This window comes from Novosphingobium sp. 550D (assembly GCF_057401885.1).
Genome location: NZ_CM171613.1, coordinates 2,681,235 through 2,697,514 on the forward strand (window position 1 = coordinate 2,681,235; position 16,280 = coordinate 2,697,514).

The window sequence follows — 16,280 nt, forward strand, 5'->3', positions numbered from 1 at the left end:
AATAGGAGAGGGGCGACGGGAAACCGCCGCCCCTTTTCTTTATTCAACCGGGGCGAATTCGCCGGTGCTTTCGTCCAGCAGGTGCAGCACGCCATCCGAAATGGCAAAGAAGGCGCCGCGCAGGGTGAGGGCGCCCTTGGCCTCCTTTTGCTGAACGCAGGGGAAGGTGCGCAGGTTTTCAAGGCTGACCTTGACGCCGGCCTGCTCCATGGCGCGTTCGGCGGGGCGGCCGGTGGTGCCATGAACATGCGCCACCGAATCGCGCGCTTCGTCGAGCAGCGCAATCCAGTCGGCGACAAAGCCGCCCTGACCCGGTTCGGTGCCTTGCAATTCCTGCGTCAGCGCCGCCTTGCAGCCACCGCAAAGGCCGTGGCCCATGACGATGATTTCGCGGACCTTCAAAACCTGCACCGCAAATTCCAGTGCCGCCGACACACCATGATGCCCCGGCGTGGTTTCGAACGGCGGGACCAGAGCAGCGACATTGCGCACCACAAAGATTTCGCCCGGATCGACGTCGAAAATCTGCGAAGGGTCGACGCGGCTGTCGGAACAGGCGATCACCATGACCTGCGGCTGCTGGCCTTCGCCCAATTCGCTCCAACGGGCGCGGTGCGGGGTCCATCCGGTTTCGCGAAAACGGCGATATCCGGCGATAAGACGGTCAAGGGGCGGGGTTGCGGGGGCGTTACCCGTATCTGACATGTCGTTCTCCTGACGATGAAAGCGGTTGAGGGGCAGCATCGGGCAAAGATTCGCCGCAAGCCGCATCCTTGGCCCGTCGATTGCCCCGAAGCATTGGCAAAGGCCAGCATAAACTTAGCTCTGGAAAGAGGCGCGTCATGCGCCTATCTGGCAGGCCATGAACGAGCTCTCCACCCCTCCTTCGCCCGATTCCAAGCCCGCAACCCAGCGCAAGCCCGACTGGATCCGCGTTAAAGCGCCCGTCAGCCGGGAATATGGCGCCACGCGCGACCTGATGCGTGGGCTGGGGCTGAATACGGTGTGTGAAGAGGCCGCGTGCCCCAACATCGGCGAATGCTGGACCAAGAAGCACGCCACGGTGATGATCCTTGGCGATGTTTGCACCCGCGCCTGCGCATTTTGCAACGTCAAGACCGGCATGCCGCGCAAGGTGGATGTCAATGAACCGGCCCATGTCGCCGAAGCCGCCGCCAAGCTGGGGCTGGAGCATATCGTGATCACCTCGGTCGACCGCGACGATTTGCCCGACGGCGGCGCCAGCCAGTTCGTCAAGGTCATCAACGAATTGCGCCGCACGACGCCCAACACGACGATCGAGATCCTGACCCCGGATTTTCGCAACAAGATGCGCCCTGCGATCGAGGCCATCGTTGCCGCCGGGCCGGATGTGTACAACCACAATCTGGAAACGGTTCCCCGCAACTATCCGACCATTCGTCCCGGCGCGCGCTATTATTCTTCGCTCCGTCTGCTCGAAGAGGTAAAAGCCCATAACCCGCTGATCTTTACCAAGAGCGGCATCATGCTCGGCCTTGGTGAAACGCGTTTGGAAGTCCATCAGGTGATGGATGACATGCGCAGCGCCCAGATCGATTTTCTGACCATGGGCCAATATCTGCGCCCGACGCCCAAACATGCCGAGGTCAAGGAATTCGTCACCCCCGCCGCCTTCAACGCCTATGGCGCGATTGCCCGGGCCAAGGGCTTCCTTCAGGTCGCGGCCAGCCCGCTGACCCGCTCGTCCTATCACGCGGGCAAGGATTTTGCCGAGATGCGCGCGGCTCGCGAGGCCAAGCTCGCCAAGGCAGCGGCTAAGGCCTAATTCGCGATGCCGAGTATTCACGAAACGCGCCGCCTGCCCTATTCGGCCAAGCAGATGTTCGATCTGGTGGCCGACGTGGGCCGCTATGGCGAATTCCTGCCTTGGGTGGTGGCCACCCGCGTCAAAAGCAATGACGGCCGCGAAATGGTGGCCGACATGCTGGTTGGCTTCAAAATGCTGCGGGAAAAATTCACCAGCCGCGTGGTGTTTGACGCCCCGCGCGAATTGACCGTGCATTACCTTGACGGGCCGATGCGCGATCTGGACAATCATTGGCAATTTCGTGATGTCGAGGGCGGCTGCGAGCTGGAATTTGACGTCAGCTTCACCTTCCGCAACCCCTTGTTCGAAAGCCTTGCCGGGCAATATTTTGACAAGGCGTTTCGCAAGATGGTGGCCGCTTTTGAAGAGCGTGCGGCCAAACTCTATGGCGAGCCTGCCTAGAGCGTTTTTTCGATCATTCGGGATCGAAAAAACGCGACTAGCCCGCGCGGCGCTTGAGCGTCGCATTTCCGTTCGCGTCAGCTTGAACGGAAAACGCTCTAAACGCAGCGCCCCGGCGTTGAGGATTATTCCTCTTCGGCCGGGGCTTCCATTTTCGGCAAGAGCAGTTCGAGCGCGACCTTGACGGCTTCAGCGCGGATTTCGCTGCGCCCGGTCGGGGCAAAGAAACGTTCCTCGGCCAGAACTTCTTCGCTGTTGCGTTCGGCCTTGGCAAAGACCACCAGACCAACGGGCTTTTGCGCGGTGCCGCCATCAGGGCCGGCAATGCCGCTGATCGCGACGGCGACATCGGCGTCCGAATTGTTCAGCGCGCCCTGCGCCATCGCCCATGCGCAGGCGCAGGATACCGCGCCAAACGTGTCGATGATATCGGGCGAAACCGACAGCAACTGCTTCTTTGCCTGGTTGGAATAAGTAACGAAACCGCATTCCACCACCGAGGACGACCCGGCAATTTCCGTCAGCGCGGCCGAGACCAACCCCCCGGTGCAGCTTTCCGCCAGCACGACCTTGCGCCCGATCGCCGCATTTTCGGCAATCACCTGCGCGGCGAGTTCGAGGATTTCGGGGGAGAAGAAGGATGCATTGTTCATGGTGTGCAAATCACGATTTTGCCAATACGCGCCTGTCCAGCGCGCGAGCCCAAACCAATGGCAAGGCCAATAGCCTCAGCCGTGCTTTCAGGCGGCAGGGGGGAAAGGATCGCCAGCAACCGGTCCAATACCGGGCAACGGGCGATGGGCAGTTTTTCGGCGACCATGCCGGTCACCATGGTTTCCACGATCTGTTGTTGTTGCGGATCGGGTAATTGGCCCAAAAGGGCGGAAATGTCGGTGGGCGCACTGGCGCTCAATTTGCCGATGGCGGCTTTGGCGCCGGGCCACAGCGAGGGTTTGACGGCGGCATAGCGGTCGATCATGCCCCGCGCCGGGCCACGCAAAAACGCGCCTTCGGGCAGAGTGGGGCCGCAACGCTTTGCCACGCCCGCAATTGTGCCGGGCATGGCAAAGCCCACCAGTGAGGAAAATTCGGCGGGGGCAAGGCAGGGCTCAGCGGCGCGCACCATTCCCGGCGCCATCACCAGCAGGGCCGAAGCCGTCAGGGCGAAAATCCGCGCCATCAGGCCAGAAGCAGCGTTGCGGCGGCCTGCGCGGCAATACCTTCGCCGCGCCCGGTAAAGCCCAGCTTTTCGGTCGTCGTCGCCTTCACACTGACCACGGCGACATCGACGCCCATGATCTGGGCCAGTCGGTTGCGCATGGCATCGCGATGAGGGCCGATCTTGGGCGCTTCGCAGATGATGGTGACATCGACATGGCCGATGGCATAGCCTGCCTCACCGGCCAGTTTCACGGCATGGGCAAGGAAACGATCCGAAGCCGCGCCCTTCCACTGGGGATCGCTGGGCGGGAAATGCTGGCCAATGTCGCCGCGCGCACAGGCGCCGAGGATGGCATCGACCAGCGCGTGAATGGCCACATCCGCATCGCTATGCCCGGCAAGACCCTGGTGGTGATCGATCTTGACCCCGCACAGCCACAATTCCTCGCCATCTTCGAGTCGGTGGACGTCATAGCCCGTTCCCATCCGCACCGGCGGCATGGCGGGCGCGAAATCGCTGGCATAGGTCAGCTTGTGCAAGGTCTCATCTCCATCAACCAGCGCGACGCTCAGGCCGTAAGCCTGCGCAACCTGTGCATCATCACCCGCATTGGTTGGACCGTCCCACGCGCGATGCGCGGCCAGAATATCGGCAAAGCGAAAGCTCTGCGGCGTCTGGACCCGGCGCAAGGCCTCGCGGCGGGCAGGGGCCCCCATCAGATTGTCGGCCGCGTTACACAAACTGTCTACGACAGGCAGGACGGGAATCACGCCGGGTTGAGCCAAAAGCGCGTTTTCCAGCCGTTCCACCACCGCCAAGGGCAGGATCGGCCGCGCCGCATCATGGATATGAACGATGGCGGGCGAGTCTGCGGCCAATGCTTCAAGCCCGGCGCGCACCGAATCCTGTCGCGACGCCCCGCCCGTGACCAGCCGAACGGGCAGTCCATCAAGCGCCCGTCCCGCCACTTCATCCGCGCCTTCGGGAATGACGACCACGATGGGCGCGACGTCCGCTGCAATCAAACGCTCGACCGAATGGCGCACTACGGGCTTTCCCCGCCACATGGCAAATTGCTTGGGCAAAGGCTGGCCTGCGCGCAAACCTGCGCCTGCGGCCACAATGATCGCGGCCTTGAGTGTATTCGCTGAAGGGTCCATCTCTGGAGTCGGGGCGCTGCTCATGGTTCGCGCCGGTAATCCCTTGCCGGGCGGCGCGCAATCCTTTATGCGCTGCCCACTTTTTAGGCATGCCCCAATGATAGACACTCCGACCCCGCCCGCCCTCAAGCCGATCCATATCGGCCCCGTCCAGATTGACTGCCCGGTTGTGCTGGCGCCGATGACGGCTGTTACCGATCTGCCGTTCCGCCGGATTGTGCGGCGTTATGGTTCGGGGTTGAATGTCACGGAAATGATCGCTTCGCCGGCGGCCATCCGTGAAACACGCCAGTCGATCCAAAAGGCCGCGTGGGATCCGATGGAGGAGCCCGTTTCAATGCAATTGGTCGGGTGCGAACCCGATCAGATGGCCGAAGCGGCCAAGATTGCCGCGGACAAGGGCGCATCGATCATCGACATCAATATGGGATGTCCGGTGAAAAAGGTCGTCAATGGGGATGCTGGGTCGGCATTGATGCGCGTGCCCGATCTGGCCGCCCGCCTGATCGAGGCTTGCGTCAAAGCTGTCGACCTGCCCGTTACGGTCAAGATGCGCATGGGTTGGTGTCATGACAGTTTGAACGCCCCTGAACTGGCGCGGATTGCGCAGGACCTGGGCGCGAAAATGATCACCGTTCATGGCCGCACCCGCAATCAGATGTATAAAGGCACCGCCGATTGGGCCTTTGTCCGCAACGTCAAGGAAGCGGTAGACATCCCCGTCATCGTCAATGGCGACATTTGCGAAATCGAGGATGTGACCGCCGCCATTGAACAATCCGGTGCCGATGGTGTGATGATCGGTCGTGGTTCCTATGGCCGTCCGTGGTTGTTGGGCCAGATGATGCATTGGCTGGCGACGGGTGAACGTAAGGCGGAACCTTCATTGGCCGAAAAATATGCCGTTATTCTCGAACATTATGAGGATATGTTGGCGCATTATGACATCAAGACCGGCGTCAATATGTTCCGCAAACATATCGGCTGGTACACCCATGGCCTGCACGGGTCGGCCGCATTCCGCAACAAGGCCAATTTCATGGATGATCCCAAGGATGTGAAGGCGGCGCTCTACGAATTTTATATGCCGTTGTTGCAAGACGCGGCCTGATGGCGCCTGAACAGACCGATGTGATTCCACCGGCGCCCGATGCGCGCCGTATGCTGCTCAGCCTGCCGCAGGCGGTGATGCTGCTGGCGCCGGGGCAGAAGATTTCGATGGCCAATCCGTCGGCGGAACAGTTTCTGGGCCAGAGCCAGCGTCGATTGTTGGGTCGCTCTTTGTCCGATGTCGTGGCGCTGGACGATGAAAGGTTGATGCAGCGCATTTATGAAAGCGATGCGCCGATCAGCGCCCGCCATGTCGATGCGCACGTATTGGGGATGGGCGCGCGGCGGATCGACATTGCCACGACGCCCGTTTTGGACGCGCCGGGTTGGCTGATGGTCACTCTGGCCGACAGCGCGACGGTCGAGCCGTTGGGCCAGTCAATGCCGGGGGATGGCGACGGGCGTCTGCGCGGGCCGGAAGTTTTGGCCCATGAAATCAAGAACCCATTGGCGGGCATTCGCGGCGCTGCGCAATTGCTGGCCCGCAAGGTGGAGGGCAGCGACCGCGCCCTGACCATGTTGATTGCCGATGAGGTGGATCGCATTGCCAAGCTGATCGACCAGATGCAGACGCTCTCGCGCCGCACCGCCGACCCGGTGGAGCCATGCAACCTGCACGAGACGATCCGCCGGGCCAGCACGATTATTTCGGCAGCGGGGGGGGCAAAAGGTCAAGGGGCACGGATTGAGGAAGAATTCGATCCGTCCCTGCCCGCAGTCTTGGGCAGCGCACATGGCTTGGTGCAGGTCCTGATCAACCTCCTTTCCAATGCGCGTGAGGCGACGCAGGGCGTCAAGAACCCCCGCATTATCGTGCGCACACGCTTTGTTTCGGGCCTGCAACTGCACGCGACCGATAGCGGCAAGGCCGTGCGCCTGCCCATCGAAGTTCGGGTTTCGGACAATGGCGCGGGCATTGATCCATCCGTCCGAGACCAGATTTTCGAACCTTTCGTCACCAGCAAAAAGACCGGGCAGGGGCTTGGGCTGGCGCTGGTGCGCAAATTGATGCGCGATATGAACGGGCGCATCACCCATGATCGTGACGAGGCGGCGGGCTGGACCCATTTCCGGCTGCATCTGCCGATGGTTGCGATTACCCCGACGGCATCAAAATCTCGCCGCAAGCCTGCCTCAGACGCGCTGAACGGATAAATCTATGACTATTCTGCTGGTCGAGGACGACGAGTCCATCGCCATCGTCATCACCGCCGCGTTGGAGGCCGAAGGCTTTGACGTGGTGCGTTGTGATTCGATTGTTGACCGCGATCTCTTGCTTTCGCACCGTGAATTTTCGGCGCTGGTCACCGATGTGATGTTGACCGATGGCGACGGGATCGAGACGTTGGGGCGCGTGCGTCAACACCACCCTGATCTGCCGGTGATTGTCCTGTCGGCGCAAAATACGCTGGATACGGCGGTTCGCGCATCGGATACGGGTGCGTTTGAATATTTCCCCAAACCTTTCGACATTGACGAACTGGTGCGCACCGTCCGTCAGGCCGCCGGTTCGCAAGGCAGCGCGATGGGTGCTGGCGGGGATGACGGGCCGGGGCAGGGCTTGCCTCTGGTCGGTCGGTCGCAGTCGATGCAGGCGGTCTATCGCATGATCACGCGCGTCCTGCGCAATGATCTGACCGTATTGATCCTGGGCGAAAGCGGGACGGGCAAGGAATTGGTGGCAGAAGCCATCCATCAGTTGGGGCACCGCCAAAAGGGGCCGTTTGTGGCGGTCAACACGGCGGCCATTCCGGCAGATTTGATCGAGAGTGAGTTGTTCGGCCACGAAAAGGGCGCTTTCACCGGCGCTGTGGCCCGTCATATCGGCAAATTTGAACAGGCGGCGGGCGGCACTCTGTTCCTTGATGAAATTGGCGATATGCCGATGCAGGCGCAGACCCGTTTGCTGCGCGCTCTGCAATCCGGAACCATCCGGCGCGTTGGCGGGCGTGAAGAGGTCAGGATTGACGCCCGCATCGTGGCCGCGACCAACAAGGATCTGGAACCGATGATCGCGGCGGGTCAGTTCCGCGAGGATCTCTATTACCGCCTGAACGTGGTGCCGATTCATTTGCCGCCTTTGCGGGAAAGGGCCGATGACATTGCGGCTCTGGCGCGCCATTTCCTCTCGCTGGCCGCGTCCGAAGGGCTGCCGCGCAGGCGGCTGTCGCAAGAGGCCGAGGAAATTTTGCAACGCCAGTCGTGGCGCGGGAATGTGCGCGAGCTTCGCAATTTCATCTATCGACTGGCGCTTTTGGCGCGAGAAGACGTGATTGACGCCGCCGCGCTTGAACCGCTGCTGGCCACAGCGCCTCGCCCGGATGAAGTGGTGGAAACCCCGCTCGATCTGGCCGGTGCGGTGGAGCGCTGGTTGCAGGAACATAACCCTTCGGCGGGTACGGTTTATGACACCGCTCTGGCCGCGTTTGAACGTCCGCTGTTCAACCGTATCCTTGCGGCCACAGGCGGCAATCAGTTGCGGGCGGCTCAGGTGCTGGGCATCAACCGCAACACTTTGCGCAAAAGGCTGGGGGAATTGGCGATAGACCCGGATATTTTCCTGCGCCGCCCATGATGCCTGTGCGACCTTTCGGGTAATCTGTCGCTTTCCTCTTGCATTCTTGCCACAGTGGCGTTGTAACACGGCCACGATGGTGAGCGATGGCAAGGTAAAGTTGAAAAGATGGCCCCGCTGGTGGCGGCGGGCCTTGGTCTATGCCCGGCGCGCCAATCTGGAACCCTATGTCTGGGGCATCTGCATATTCGGCTTTCTGGCGGCCAGCCTTTCGGCATGGCTTGCCGTGTCGGATCAGGCGGAAAAGGGGCAATTGCTGTCGGGCGGGATGACCGCTTCGCTGCTGGTGGGCATGTTGTTGCCCGCGATGGCCATTCTGGTGCTGATCGGCCGCTGGATCGCGGTTCGGCGGGGGGCCAGTATTCCGGGCGGCAAAGGGCGGTTGCACACACAGCTTGTGTTTCTGTTCTCGCTGATTGCGGCTGTGCCGACGCTGCTGGTCGTGATCTTTGCATCGTGGCTGTTTCAGTCGGGCGTCGAATTCTGGTTTTCCGATAATTCGCGTGGGCTTTTGGAAAACGCGAATAAACTGGCCCGCGGCTATTACGAACAGACCCAGCGCGACGTTTCCAACGAAGCCATCGCGATGACCAGCGACCTGCGCTATATTCTGAGCCAGACCAGCATTGTCAGCCTCGATTTTCAGCGGGCGCTTTCGTATCAGGTGCTGCAACGCGGCCTTGATGAAGTGGCGATCCTGCAAAAAGGCCCGGATGGGCGGATGATCACCGTCGCCATTGTCGATCCTGCGCGCGATGATACGCGGGTTCAGATTTCGCCCGAAGACCGCCGCCGCGTCGATGGTGGCGAAGCGATTGTGGTCAACGCCAAGGCCGACCGTATCGAGGCCGTCACCGCGATTGATCAACGCATCGGTCTCTATCTTTATGCCGCGCGAACATCCGACCTTTTGGCAATCAGTCAGGGCAAGCGCGCCGATAATATAGTCAAGGCCTATCAGGTTTTGACGCAAAGGGCGCGATTGCTCCAATTGCGGTTCAACATCGCGCTGTTTGTCATATCCTTGGTGCTTGTGGGTCTGTCGGTGGTCTTTGCCTTGCGTTTTGCCGACAGACAGGTGCAGCCGCTCTATGACCTTGTCGCGGCGGCCCAGCGGGTCGGTGCGGGCAATTACGAAATCCGCATCACGGGGCGCACGGGGGCCGAGGAAATCGGCCTGCTCAACCGGGCTTTTAACCGGATGACCGAACAGATCGAGCGTCAGACTGCTGCCCTCGTCCGCGCCAATATGCAGATTGATGAGCGCCGCGCGCTGATGGAGGCGGTGCTGGAATCGGTGACAGCGGGGGTTATCTCGCTGGATGCGACGGGGGCGGTCCGCTTGATGAACTCCTCGGCGCAAAAGCTGTTGTTGGGACGCAGCGATGGCGCCCCTATTGGCCAACCTCTGAGCGAACTCTCTCCGCAGATCGCGGGGATGGTGTATGAAGGAAAGCGCGAGGGCGTTGTTCAGCACGGCATTTCCTCCGACCGCGGCGGCGATCTTCTGACGCTGGCGGTGAAACTGACGGCCAACAGTTCGGCGTCGGGCGAGGCGCAGGGCGGCCATGTGATCACCTTTGAGGATATTACACGCCAATTGCTGGATCAGCGTCAGGCGGCATGGTCGGACGTGGCCCGCCGCATTGCGCATGAAATCAAGAACCCGCTGACCCCGATCCAGTTGGCGACGGAGCGCCTGTCGCGCCGTTATCGCAAGCAGATCAGCGACAACCCCGAATTGTTCGAGGAATTGACCGCGACCATCATCCGGCAGGTGGGTGATCTGCGCAAGATGGTGGACGAATTCTCCTCCTTTGCCCGTATTCCAAAGCCGGTATTCCGGTCGGAAGATCCGGTGGATCTGGCGCGGCAATCTTTGTTCCTTCAGGAAGTGGCGCGGCCCGATATCGACTTCTCGATCGAGAATCCCGCCGATATCGGCCTGATCGGTTGCGACCGGCATCAGTTTGGTCAGGCGATGACCAATGTTCTGAAGAATGCGACAGAGGCGATTGAAGCAAAACAAAAACAGGCTGGCGACGACTATCGCGGTGCTATCCACCTCAGCCTGATTGACGAAGGCGAAAGCATCGTGGCGGTGGTGGCCGACAATGGCATCGGCCTGCCGCAGGATCGGGACAGGATTGTCGAACCCTATGTCACCACCCGTGAAAAGGGGACGGGGCTGGGTTTGGCCATTGTGAAGAAAATTGTCGAAGAACATGGCGGCGACATGAATTTTGCCAGCGCCGAGGGCGGTGGCTCCATCGTCTCCCTGCGTTTCGCCCGCGATCCGTTGAGTGCAGGCAAAGTCATGGAGCCGGGCGAATGATCCGATTGAGAAGAGGAAGAGCCTGATGGCAGTCGATATCCTGATCGTTGATGATGAAAAGGACATCCGCGAACTGGTGGCGGGTGTGCTTTCGGACGAAGGCTATGAATGCCGGACCGCAGGCGACAGCCGCGCCGCGTTGGACGAGGTGGACCGCAGGCGACCCTCGCTGGTGCTGCTCGATGTGTGGCTGCATGGTTCGCCCATGGATGGGCTGGAAGTGCTGGACGCGATCAAGACGCGTGAGCCGGATCTGCCGGTCATCATCTTTTCCGGCCATGGCAACATCGATACGGCGGTGGCCGCGATCGGGCGCGGGGCGATGGATTTCATCGAAAAGCCGTTTGAGACCGAACGCCTGTTGCATCTGGTGGAACGCGCGACGGAAACGGAACGGCTGCGGCGCGAAAACGCGCGGCTGAAGCTGGATACGGCACAGGGCACGGAATTTCACGGTTCATCCAGCGCAATCAACCATGTGCGTGCGACACTTAAACGCGTTGCGAATACCGGCAGCCGCCTGTTGATCTCTGGCCCATCGGGTGTGGGCAAGGAAGTGGCGGCGCGCTTGCTCCATTCGTGGAGCGGGCGGGCGGAAAAGCCCTTTGTCAGCGTCAATTCGGCCCGCATCACCCCCGAACGGTTCGAAGAAGAATTGTTCGGCGAGGAAGCCAACGGCAAGCTGGTCCGCGCCGGTTTGCTCGAACTGGCCGATGGGGGGACGCTCTATCTGGATGAAGTGGGCGATATGCCGCTTTCGACTCAGGCGCGTATCCTGCGGGTGCTGACCGAGCAGGCCTTTGTCCGCGTCGGGGGCAATCGCCAGATCCGCGTCGATGTGCGGGTCGTTTCCTCGACCAGCCGCAATTTGGAAAAGGAAATTACGGAAAAGGCTTTCCGTGAAGACCTCTTCTATCGCCTGAACGTGGTGCCGGTGGTTGTCCCGCCGCTGGCCGAGCGGCGTGAAGATATTCCGGTGCTGGTTCAGCACTTTTTTGCCCGATACGCCAATGATCAGGGTATGCCGCCACCCGAAATCAGCATCGAGGCGATGGCCGCGCTTCAGGCCTATGAATGGCCGGGCAATGTGCGTCAGTTGCGCAATGTGGTGGAACGCACGGTCATTCTGGCCCCACGCGAAAGGTTGGGGCGGATTGAGGTCGATATGTTGCCCGCCGAAATCAACAATGGCCGATTGGCGGGCGATTCGGGCATGTCTTCGCTGATGGGCGTGCCCCTGCGCGAAGCGCGTGAGAATTTTGAGCGTGAGTATCTTCGCGTTCAAATCCGGCGCTTTTCCGGTAATATTTCCAAGACGGCGGCCTTTATCGGCATGGAACGCTCGGCTCTCCATCGCAAGCTCAAGCTGCTGGGCATGGGTGACAAGCGGGATGATGAAGACGAAGAATGAATGGGGGGCGTGAATACGTCTTCCCCATTTTGACCATTTACGCTGCAACTGCGAGAGGCTAGAAACAGTATTCAGTCGGTCGAGAGCGCAGAGTCGCTTTCGGCCAGAATGCGGACCGTAGAAACGGCCGCCAACAATAGGAGCAAGCAATGACTACTGGGTCCACTGGCCGCACGCTTTCTGCCCGCCCTCGTTCGAAGCCTGCCGAACCCGAAGTTGAAGATGGTGCCGAAGGCATCGAAGCCGCGCCCGTTCATGTTCCCGCCCCGTCGGGCAAGGGCAATCAGAATTTGCAGGATCAGTTCCTGAACTATCTGCGCAAGAACAAAACCCCGGTGACCATGTTCCTTGTCAAGGGCGTGAAGTTGCAGGGTATTGTCACGTGGTTCGACAATTTTTCGATCCTGTTGCGCCGCGATGGTCAGTCGCAGCTGGTCTATAAGCACGCCGTTTCCACCATCATGCCCAGCCAGCCCATCGACACGCGCCTGTTCCCGCAGGGCGGCGACGCGTCGAAGAAGGCGCGCCTGTTGCAGGATGTGTTCCTTTCCTCAATCCGCTCGTCCAGCGTGCAGGTCACGATGTTCCTGGTGAATGGCGTGATGCTTCAGGGCCGCGTGGCCGCCTATGACCTGTTCTGCATGATGCTGGAACGCGAAGGTTATGTGCAGTTGGCCTATAAGCACGCGGTGTCGACGATCCAGCCGCTCGGCCCGGTCGATCTCACCGGCGAGTGGGATGGTGAAGAAGGTTCCGACGCCTGATTTTCGGTGAAGAAGCAGAGGGCGAAGTAACTCGGGGCGCACGCGCCCTGATCGTCTGCCCCGAGATTCGGGGGCGCCCCAGCGCCTCCGATACGGATTCACGCGTCGAAGAGGCAAAGGGGCTGGCGCTGGCCATCGGGCTGGTGATTGCCGAGGCCTTTCCGATTCCTATTCGTGACCCGCGCCCAGGCACGCTGTTTGGCGAAGGCCAGATCCAGAACATCATCACCCAATGCAATCTGCATGAGGCCGAGCTTGTCATCGTCGATGGCGCGCTGACCGCCGTGCAGCAGCGCAACCTTGAGGATAAGCTCAAGCGCAAGGTGATCGATCGCACGGGCCTGATCCTTGAGATCTTTGGCGAACGCGCGGCAACTGCTGAAGGGCGGTTGCAGGTCGAACTGGCGCATTTGGATTACCAGCAAGGTCGTCTGGTACGCAGCTGGACCCACCTTGAGCGTCAGCGCGGCGGCTTTGGCTTCCTTGGCGGTCCGGGCGAAACCCAGATCGAGGCGGACCGTCGCATGATCCGCGACCGCATGGCCCGTATTCGGCGTGAGCTGGAGCAGGTACGGCGGACACGCGGCCTGCATCGCGACCGCCGGGAAAAGGCGCCTTGGCCGGTGCTGGCTTTGGTCGGCTATACCAATGCGGGCAAGTCCACGCTGTTCAACCGCCTTACCGGGGCGGAGGTGATGGCGCAGGATCTGTTGTTTGCCACGCTTGACCCCACAATGCGCGCCATTCGTTTACCGGGCATCGAAAAGGCGATCATGTCGGATACGGTAGGCTTTATCTCCGACCTGCCGACGCAGTTGGTTGCGGCTTTTCGCGCTACGCTTGAAGAGGTGACGGCGGCCGATATCGTGATCCACGTTCGCGACATTGCCAACCCCGACACGGCGGCGCAAAAGGAACAGGTGCTGTCCGTGCTCGAAGATCTCGGCTTGCTGGAGGAGGGCACGCGCGCTCCCTCGGTGCCGATGATCGAGGTCTGGAACAAGTGGGATCTGCTCTCCGCCGAGCAGTCAGCGCACCTGTGGCATGCGGCGCGTGAGGCGGCGCATGATGATGAGGTTGTGGTTCCACTATCAGCCGTAACCGGCGAAGGTTGCGAGGAATTACTTGAAACCGCCAACCGGCTGCTGACCGGGGATGCGCGGGAACATCGCTTTACGATCCCCGTGCATGATGGCGCGCGCATCGCGTGGCTTTATGCCCATGGTGAGGTCTTGGCCGATGAAGATGCCGGGGGCGAAGAACCCGCGCGTTTGGTGTCGGTGAAGCTGAGCCCCAAGGAATTTGGGCGGTTCGTCCGGCTGTAACGCCGGACGGAAATAGAGAAAGCGAGGCGGTTAGCCCCTCGTTTTCTCCCCCTTCTTGACCTCCTGCCACAGCGCTTCCTGCTCATCGAGGGAGAGCTTGGCAAATTCCATGCTGCTCGCTTTGGCCAAGGCTTCCATACCCTTAAACCGCCGTTCGAATTTGGCATTGGCGGCACGCAGGGCTTCTTCAGGTGCAATGCCATAAGCGCGAACTAAATTGGCCGCTGCAAACAGGAAATCGCCTGCCTCCATGATGCGGTCTTCCTGTGTTTCGGCTTCGGCCAATTCGATCACTTCCTCGGCAACCTTGGCCGCCGGGCCGGCAGGGTCGGGCCAATCAAAGCCTACCCGCGCCGCGCGCTTCTGTAACTTTTCTGCGCGCATCAAGGCGGGCAGGGCCAGCGCCACGCCATCCAACGCACTGTTGGCTCCTTTATCGGCGCGTTCCTGTTCTTTCAGCTTTTCCCAACGCACTTCGCGTGATTGGCCTTCATCGGCGACATCGCCGAAAACATGGGGGTGGCGCGCCTCCATCTTGTCGCTGATCGCATCGGCGACGTCGTCAAAGGCAAACAGGCCCGCTTCCTCCGCCATCCGGCTGTGGAACACGACCTGCAGCAACAGGTCGCCCAATTCCTCGCGCAGGCCCGCCATGTCATGGCGTTCAATCGCGTCGGCCACCTCATAGGCTTCCTCAACCGTATAGGGCGCGATGGTGGCAAAGGTTTGCGCCACATCCCATTCACATCCCCTTTCCGGGTCGCGCAGCCGAGCCATGATGTTCAGAAGCCGGGTAAGTGAAGCGGACATAGGGTTCTCGCAAAACAAAAAGACCGGGAAAGCTTTAAGCAGCCTTCCCGGTCCAGACAATCCATGAGCGATCATGGAGGGGATTTCGTCATTCCACCTTTGCCGGAGCCAGCTTCGGGCTGAGCAGGTGGACCACCGCCAAGGCAATCAGATAGGCGCTGGCGCAAATGGCGAAGAGCAATTCGTAGCTGTGCGTCGCATCAAGGATATAGCCGGTGAACAGCGCCATACCCATGCCGCCCAGCGCGCCCACTGTCCCGCCAATGCCGACCACGCTGCCCACCGCGGCGCGGGGGAACATATCCGAGGGCAGGGTGTACACATTGGCCGAAAATGCCTGATGCGCGGCCGTGGCAAGACCGATGACCAAAACAGCCCCCCAAACACTTTCAATACTTTGCGCGAAATAGATCGGCAGGACGCAGAAGGCGCAGATCAACATCGCCAGTTTGCGCGCCACATTCACCGAATAGCCGCGCTTAAGCATGAAGGACGACAACCAGCCCCCCGCCACGCTGCCCAGATCGGAGATGATGTAGATCGCGGCAAGCGGCAGGCCAAAGCTCTTGAGATCAAGATGATAGCGCTCGAACAGATAGCCCGGCAGCCAGAAAAGGAAGAACCACCAGATAGGGTCGATCAGGAACTTGGCCAAGGCATAGGCCCAGGTTTCGCGCAGCGTAATCAGGCGGCCCCAACCGATCTTTTCGGTCTTGTCGGCGGGATCTTGTTGAATCCACGCCAATTCGCCTTCGGTCATGCCCGGCTGCTGGCTGGGATGGCGATAAAGCGTCCACCATGCAATCAGCCACGCGACACCGAAAATGCCCGTGATGAAAAAAGCCGAACGCCACCCGAACCACAGCACCAGTGCAGGCACCAGCAAAGGGGTGATGATCGCGCCCACATTGGCCCCGGCATTGAACAGGCCGATGGCAAAGGCGCGTTCACGCTGTGGGAACCAGTCCGCCACCGCCTTGATACCCGCCGGGAAATTCCCCGATTCACCAAGGCCGAGGCCGAAACGCGCCGCGGCGAAACTGGCGACGCCGCTGGCAAAGCCGTGGGCCATATGGCCTGCGGTCCACACCACAATCGCCACCGCATAACCCAGACGCGCGCCCAGCACGTCAACGATGCGGCCAAAGGAGATATAGCCGATCGCATAGGCCATCTGGAACCAGAAGACGATCGTGGCAAAATCGGATTCCTGCCAGCCCAGTTCTTCCTTGAGCGTGGGTTTGAGGACGCCGATCATTTGCCGGTCGATGTAATTGACCGCCGTTGCCGCAAAGAGCAATCCGCACACGACCCAACGGCGTCGGCCGGCCCTGGGGTCCAATGCGGGCATGGCTTCATTCAAGCCTGTCATCATCC

Annotated in this window: 15 protein-coding genes; 9 read left to right on the forward strand and 6 right to left on the reverse strand. The window is 60.8% G+C overall.

The genetic code is table 11. The features are described 5' to 3' along the window. Nucleotides 1–39: 39 nt before the first annotated feature. Entirely contained in the window at nucleotides 40–705 is a 666-nt protein-coding gene (locus AC2S2E_RS12695; RefSeq protein ID WP_486522578.1) for a carbonic anhydrase, read from the reverse strand. Between the two features lie 157 nt (nucleotides 706–862). Here AC2S2E_RS12695 and lipA point away from each other — a divergent pair, with 157 nt between their 5' ends. Both lipA and AC2S2E_RS12705 read left to right on the forward strand, forming a co-directional pair. Next, complete coding sequence (gene lipA, locus AC2S2E_RS12700) at nucleotides 863–1,807, forward strand: lipoyl synthase (protein ID WP_476107863.1); 945 nt, start codon at nucleotides 863–865, stop codon at nucleotides 1,805–1,807. Nucleotides 1,808–1,813: 6 nt separating this feature from the next. Continuing rightward, nucleotides 1,814–2,251 carry a type II toxin-antitoxin system RatA family toxin gene (locus AC2S2E_RS12705; protein WP_486522579.1) on the forward strand — a complete coding sequence of 146 codons (438 nt, stop codon included), beginning with the start codon at nucleotides 1,814–1,816 and terminating at the stop codon, nucleotides 2,249–2,251. Nucleotides 2,252–2,376: 125 nt separating this feature from the next. On the opposite strand, the gene AC2S2E_RS12710 is transcribed toward AC2S2E_RS12705, so the two are convergent. Genes AC2S2E_RS12710 through AC2S2E_RS12720 form a run of 3 tightly spaced genes read right to left on the reverse strand, consistent with a single transcriptional unit; the run spans nucleotide 2,377 to nucleotide 4,597 of the window. Continuing rightward, nucleotides 2,377–2,904: a CinA family protein gene (locus tag AC2S2E_RS12710; RefSeq protein WP_476107861.1), complete on the reverse strand. Its 528-nt coding sequence runs from the start codon at nucleotides 2,902–2,904 to the stop codon at nucleotides 2,377–2,379. Continuing rightward, complete coding sequence (locus AC2S2E_RS12715) at nucleotides 2,901–3,431, reverse strand: hypothetical protein (RefSeq protein WP_486522580.1); 531 nt, start codon at nucleotides 3,429–3,431, stop codon at nucleotides 2,901–2,903. The genes AC2S2E_RS12710 and AC2S2E_RS12715 overlap by 4 nt, the downstream gene beginning before the upstream one ends. Next, a complete protein-coding gene (locus tag AC2S2E_RS12720; RefSeq protein ID WP_486522581.1) occupies nucleotides 3,431–4,597 on the reverse strand; it encodes a bifunctional 2-C-methyl-D-erythritol 4-phosphate cytidylyltransferase/2-C-methyl-D-erythritol 2,4-cyclodiphosphate synthase in 1,167 nt (388 codons plus the stop codon). Before AC2S2E_RS12720 ends, AC2S2E_RS12715 begins: the two co-directional genes overlap by 1 nt. Before the next feature lie 73 nt (nucleotides 4,598–4,670). On the opposite strand from AC2S2E_RS12720, the gene dusB reads away from it, so the two are divergent. From dusB to hflX, 7 genes are all read left to right on the forward strand, one after another. Next, the gene (dusB, locus tag AC2S2E_RS12725) at nucleotides 4,671–5,684 is read left to right on the forward strand and encodes a tRNA dihydrouridine synthase DusB (RefSeq protein ID WP_486522582.1); all 1,014 of its coding nucleotides are present in this window, start codon (nucleotides 4,671–4,673) and stop codon (nucleotides 5,682–5,684) included. Beyond that, on the forward strand, nucleotides 5,684–6,838 hold the full coding sequence (locus tag AC2S2E_RS12730; RefSeq protein ID WP_476107857.1) for a two-component system sensor histidine kinase NtrB: 1,155 nt from the start codon (nucleotides 5,684–5,686) through the stop codon (nucleotides 6,836–6,838). Before dusB ends, AC2S2E_RS12730 begins: the two co-directional genes overlap by 1 nt. Before the next feature lie 4 nt (nucleotides 6,839–6,842). Further along, nucleotides 6,843–8,258 carry a nitrogen regulation protein NR(I) gene (gene ntrC, locus AC2S2E_RS12735; RefSeq protein ID WP_486522583.1) on the forward strand — a complete coding sequence of 472 codons (1,416 nt, stop codon included), beginning with the start codon at nucleotides 6,843–6,845 and terminating at the stop codon, nucleotides 8,256–8,258. 76 nt (nucleotides 8,259–8,334) lie between these two features. Further along, complete coding sequence (locus AC2S2E_RS12740) at nucleotides 8,335–10,593, forward strand: sensor histidine kinase (RefSeq protein ID WP_486522584.1); 2,259 nt, start codon at nucleotides 8,335–8,337, stop codon at nucleotides 10,591–10,593. Between the two features lie 25 nt (nucleotides 10,594–10,618). Beyond that, complete coding sequence (gene ntrX / locus AC2S2E_RS12745) at nucleotides 10,619–12,004, forward strand: nitrogen assimilation response regulator NtrX (RefSeq protein WP_476107854.1); 1,386 nt, start codon at nucleotides 10,619–10,621, stop codon at nucleotides 12,002–12,004. A 149-nt stretch (nucleotides 12,005–12,153) separates the two neighbouring features. Further along, entirely contained in the window at nucleotides 12,154–12,768 is a 615-nt protein-coding gene (gene hfq, locus AC2S2E_RS12750) for an RNA chaperone Hfq (RefSeq protein ID WP_486522585.1), read from the forward strand. Then, complete coding sequence (gene hflX / locus AC2S2E_RS12755) at nucleotides 12,768–14,093, forward strand: GTPase HflX (protein WP_476107877.1); 1,326 nt, start codon at nucleotides 12,768–12,770, stop codon at nucleotides 14,091–14,093. The genes hfq and hflX overlap by 1 nt, the downstream gene beginning before the upstream one ends. A gap of 30 nt (nucleotides 14,094–14,123) precedes the next feature. Here hflX and mazG read toward each other — a convergent pair whose 3' ends face one another. Further along, on the reverse strand, nucleotides 14,124–14,870 hold the full coding sequence (mazG, locus tag AC2S2E_RS12760; protein WP_486522586.1) for a nucleoside triphosphate pyrophosphohydrolase: 747 nt from the start codon (nucleotides 14,868–14,870) through the stop codon (nucleotides 14,124–14,126). A gap of 121 nt (nucleotides 14,871–14,991) precedes the next feature. Continuing rightward, nucleotides 14,992–16,254 (reverse strand): MFS transporter, encoded by a 1,263-nt coding sequence (locus AC2S2E_RS12765; protein WP_486522587.1) that lies wholly within the window; start codon nucleotides 16,252–16,254, stop codon nucleotides 14,992–14,994. Nucleotides 16,255–16,280 lie beyond the last annotated feature (26 nt).